This is a genomic window from Bartonella sp. AP88XZML (assembly GCF_042195565.1).
Taxonomy (GTDB): domain Bacteria; phylum Pseudomonadota; class Alphaproteobacteria; order Rhizobiales; family Rhizobiaceae; genus Bartonella.
Genome location: NZ_JBHIOQ010000005.1, coordinates 1 through 5,128, shown reverse-complemented (window position 1 = coordinate 5,128; position 5,128 = coordinate 1). Strand labels below are relative to the sequence as shown.

The following is a 5,128-nucleotide window of genomic DNA, read 5'->3' as shown; positions in this document are numbered from 1 at the left end:
AGACATCATGCGATCAAGCACATCCTGTCGTCAAAAACCATCATAGAAAACAATAAGAAATCTCTTTTAAAACTTTCTACTCAAATAGGCAAAACTCTCTGTACAGCGCATTAAGCAACCTTTCTCCAAAGATAATGATCTAAACAGAAGAGTTTTGTCCAGTGCTGTCAGTGTTGTCAGTTCTTTTTAGAGCCTATATTATTTTTTTTAATGAGAAAAAATTAAAAACATTATATTTCAATATGTTAGTATTTTAATGGTACAACCTATATCGACAATACAACCTTAAATACAATCCATAATATATATTTGTCAGTTTGTGTCAGTAAATTAAACTGACAAAATAGATTATTTTAGTGACTCATAAAACCTATCAAAATACTCATTATGATATCTTAAAAGCACATATCAAATTTGTCTTTTTTCCATAAAATAAACAGAAAATTTCACTATTTTGCTGATCTTATCCTATGCCATGGGCTGTGGATAAGTACCTTTAAAAACTCTTTTGAAAAAAATTTATCCGTTTTTTCGCATTTTTCTGCATTTTTTTCACTATTTACTCAAAATGGATTTAATAAGCTTCATTTTGATTCTTTTGAAGAGAATTAATCAATAGAATATATTGTCATGGAGTTTATTCTTTATGCTTCGCCCTCATCATTATGATCATGTCTCTTTACGCTCTCTCTTGGAATATTATCGTCAACAAGCAAAATCACCCCGTGAATTGGGAACGCTGTTTGAAAACCTTGTCATGGTTTATTTGACGCAAGACCCGCTTCAAAAGCAAGAATACGAGAAGGTTCAAACCTATTGTGAATGGGCGCAAGAGCATGGAGAAAATGGAACTGATATTGGGATTGATTTGGTCGCTACAATCCGTGATGAAGGAGGCTATGCGGCTATTCAATGTAAATGCTATGATGCTTCTCACATAATTAAAAAAGAAGATATTGATAGTTTTATTGCTGCCTCGGGCAAAAAGATCTTCACCCGTCGCATACTGGTTGATAGCACCGAAACAGATTGGAGTGACAATGTTGAACTGACTTGTGAGGGGCAAGAAATCCGTCCTCAACGGATTAATCTGTTTGATTTAGAAAATAGTCAAATCGATTGGGGGGCTTATAAAGAACAAGGACAAGCTGTTCTTAAAGAGAAACCGAAAAAAAAGCTTTTAGATCATCAGAAAGAAGCCCTTGAGAAAGTCTGTGAAGGTTTACAAGAAGCAGACCGTGGCAAGCTCATTATGGCATGTGGAACGGGGAAGACTTTTACAAGTCTTAAGATAGCAGAAACCATAGCAGGTCAAGGCAAGCGGGTATTGTTTCTGGTGCCCTCTCTCGCTCTTATCTCTCAAACAATTCGTGAATGGACAGAAGATACAGAAGTGCCTTTGCGTTCCTTTGCCGTGTGTTCGGATACACAAGTGGGTAAGCGTCGTAAGAATAATAAAAATGATGCTCTTGAATTTGATAGCTCTGATCTTGCCTTGCCTGCAACAACGGATGCAAAAGAACTGGCTAGCAAAGCGGGTAAGGTTTCACATGATCTGATGACCGTGGTGTTTTCTACTTACCATTCAATCCAAGTGATTTCGGATGCGCAAAAAAAGTATGATTTATCCGAATTTGATCTGATCATTTGCGATGAAGCCCATAGAACCACTGGGGCTTCATTGGGAACTGACGACAATGAATCTGATTTTATCAAGGTTCACGATAACAGCATCATTCAAGGCAAAAAACGTCTGTATATGACAGCAACGCCTAAGATCTTTACTGATGATGCCAAAAAGAAAGCCGATGAGATCAATGCTGTTCTAGCGTCTATGGATGATGAAGAGCTCTATGGAAAAGAGCTTTATACCTATACTTTCTCAAAAGCCGTTCAGAATGAATTGCTTGCACCTTATAAGATTATTGTTTTGGGGATTAATGAAGAGGAAGTGAGTCAATCCATTCAACATCTGATGACCGATGAGAATTATGAACTTATCCTTGATGATAAAACCAAGATCATAGGCTGTTATCAAGCCCTTGCTAAAATAGATCTAAAAGTTGATTTAAATGATGACCCTAATCCCATGCGGCGGGCTTTGGCTTTTTGCAAAGATATCAAAACTTCTGAACGTATCCGTGATACCTTCAATTCTGAAGAAATACAGAAAGAATTATTTAATCTTCATAAGGTCTATAAAGATACCCCGCCGCTTCACTGTACCTTTGATCATATTGATGGAACCCAAAGTGCCAAAACGCGTCATAAAGCCCTTGATTGGCTTAAGGAAGATGCGGGGGAAAATACGTGTCGTGTGCTAACCAATGTACGCTGTCTTTCTGAGGGTGTTGATGTTCCTGCTCTTGATGCGATCATGTTTTTACACCCGCGGAAAAGTTATGTGGATATCATACAGGCGGTGGGGCGTATCATGCGGCGTGCACGAGGTAAAAGGAGAGGCTACATCATTTTACCCGTTGGGGTACCGGCTGGGGTTTCTGCTGAACAGGCTTTAAAATACAACAAAAGATACAAGGTGGTCTGGCAAGTGATCAATGCTTTGCTTGCTCATGATGAGAATTTTGAAATCACCCTTAACCAGATGATTTTAGGTCAAGACGTTAGTGATGTTTTGGAGATTAGAGCCTTAGAGAGCATGACCGCGGTTGAGGATAAACTCCATATCCATGAAAAATCAGAACATATGGGTCTTGAGATTGGAAAAGCCGCTCATGAACCACAAATTATTCATAGCGTAACAGGAAGATTACCTTTTTATAAAGAGTTTCCCAATGCTTTGAAAACCCTTCTTGCGAAGAAATTTGCTATTGCGGATTATTGGGAAAATTGGGCGGGCAATGTTGCTGAGATTGCTCAAAACCATATCACCCATCTTCAAAACCTGCTTGCTGATGAAAACAGTGAAGCCTTTCATGCTTTTGATGCCTTTCATAAGGAATTAAAGAACAACTTAAACAGTGAAATAAAACAAGAGGAAGCGATTGAGATGTTAGCACAACATCTTGTCACCCGTCCTGTGTTTGAAGCCTTGTTTGAGGGCAATGAATTTGTACAGAACAATGCCATTTCGCAAGCCATGGAAAAAATCTTAACAGAACTCGATAAAACGAATATCGATGAAGAATCCAAGGAGTTACAAGAGTTTTATAACAGTGTAAGGCTTCGTGCTTCTGGGATTACCACACCACAAGCAAGGCAAAATCTTATTATTACGCTTTATGAAAGTTTTTTTGCCAAGGCATTTAAGAAAACCACGGATAGGCTTGGGATTGTTTATACCCCCGTTGAGGTTGTTGATTTTATCATTCATTCTGTTGATGATGTGTTGCGTAATGAGTTTGGAAAAAGCTTGGGATCACGGGGTGTTTCTATTCTTGACCCTTTTACGGGTACTGGAACCTTTATCACACGGCTTTTACAATCCAATCTCATCAAACCAGAGGATATGGAATATAAATTCCGTCATGATATCCATGCCAATGAGATTGTCTTGCTTGCCTATTACATAGCAGCGATTAACATTGAATCGACCTATCATAGTATCATGAAAGGAGAGTACATTCCTTTCAAACATATTGGTTTGACTGATACGTTTCGGATGCTTGAAGAGAAGAATCTGCTGCAAAAATTATTTAAAGAAAACAGTGAATATTTGGAGCATCAAAAGAAACTGGATATTAAAGTTATCTTTGGTAACCCTCCTTATTCGGTAGGACAAAAAAATGAAAATGATAATGCAAAGAACACTCCCTACCCGATATTAGATAAACGGATCAGTGAAACTTATGCGGCTCAATCTAAAGCAAGTAATATACGAGCGCTTTATGACAGTTATATACGTGCTATTCGTTGGGCGAGTGACCGTATTGCTGATGCTGGGGTAATCGGATTTGTTTCTGGTTCAAGCTATATAGAAAAGCCAGCAATGGATAGTTTACGAAAATCTTTAGCCAAAGAATTTACGAGTATTTATGTACTTAATTTACGAGGTGATATCCGTAAAAATATGATGAATAAAAATAACGCTCAAGAAGGTGAGAATATTTTCGGCAATGGTAGTATGACGGGTATTGCCGTAACATTATTTATTAAAAATCCCAATGTTTCTGGAGATTGTAAAATTTACTATCATGATATTGGAGATAATCTTTCCACCGGAAAAAAACTTGAGATGCTTCAATACCTTGGTAGTGTTGGTGGTATTACACTTGAAAACGGTTGGAAAATAATTACACCAGACAAGTACGGTGATTGGATCAATCAACGTGATGACAGTTTCAAGACATTCCTAGCTCTAGGTGTTAAAAAAGGGGATGATAAAAAGCTATTTGAAACTTATTCTCGCGGTATTATGACGAGTCGGGATGCTTGGGCATACAATTCAAGTCGTGAAACTCTCGCGAAGAATATGAGTAATATGATTGCTTTTTACAATAGTGAAGTGGAGCATTTTAATGGTGCTTATACACATAATGACGGTAAAACACGTATTAAAACTGTAGACAATTTTGTTAATGCTGATGAAAGAAAAATAAGTTGGAGTCGCGCTCTTAAACAAGAATTGGCAAAAGGAAAGAGCTTCAAATTTGAAGAATCTTATCTCATGCAAAGTCTTTATCGTCCATTTGCACAACAATGGCTTTATTATAATCGCAGCTTTAATGAAATGGTTTATAAAATGCCGCATATATTTCCGATAGGACGAGCGGTTGAAAATAAGGTAATACAAATTTCAGGCATGGGAACTCAATCAGGTTTTTCTGTTTTGATAGCTAAGTCTATACTTGATCTTCATGTTGTGCATAATGGTCAATGCTTTCCACGCTATATTTACGAAGACACTCTAGTTTCAAAAAGTAAAAGTGAGAAACAATCCCATTTATTTACGCATTCTACGGAGAAAAACACAACAGCTGGTTTACAGAGGCGTAATGCTATTACTGATGAGGGGCTAGAACATTTTAAAGCCGCTTATCCTAATGAAACTATCACTAAAGATGATTTGTTCTATTATGTTTATGGGATTTTACATTCAGAAGATTACCGTGCTCGTTATGCTGATAATTTATGCAAAGAATTACCTCGCATTCCTTGCGTAAAGAGT

At 37.4% G+C, this 5,128-nt stretch carries 1 protein-coding gene; it reads left to right on the top strand.

Annotated elements, in window-relative coordinates; translation table 11 throughout:
- Positions 1-646: 646 nt before the first annotated feature.
- The coding region (locus tag ACFIK2_RS00145; protein ID WP_375676754.1) for a DEAD/DEAH box helicase at positions 647-5,128 on the top strand (4,482 nt) is incomplete at its 3' end.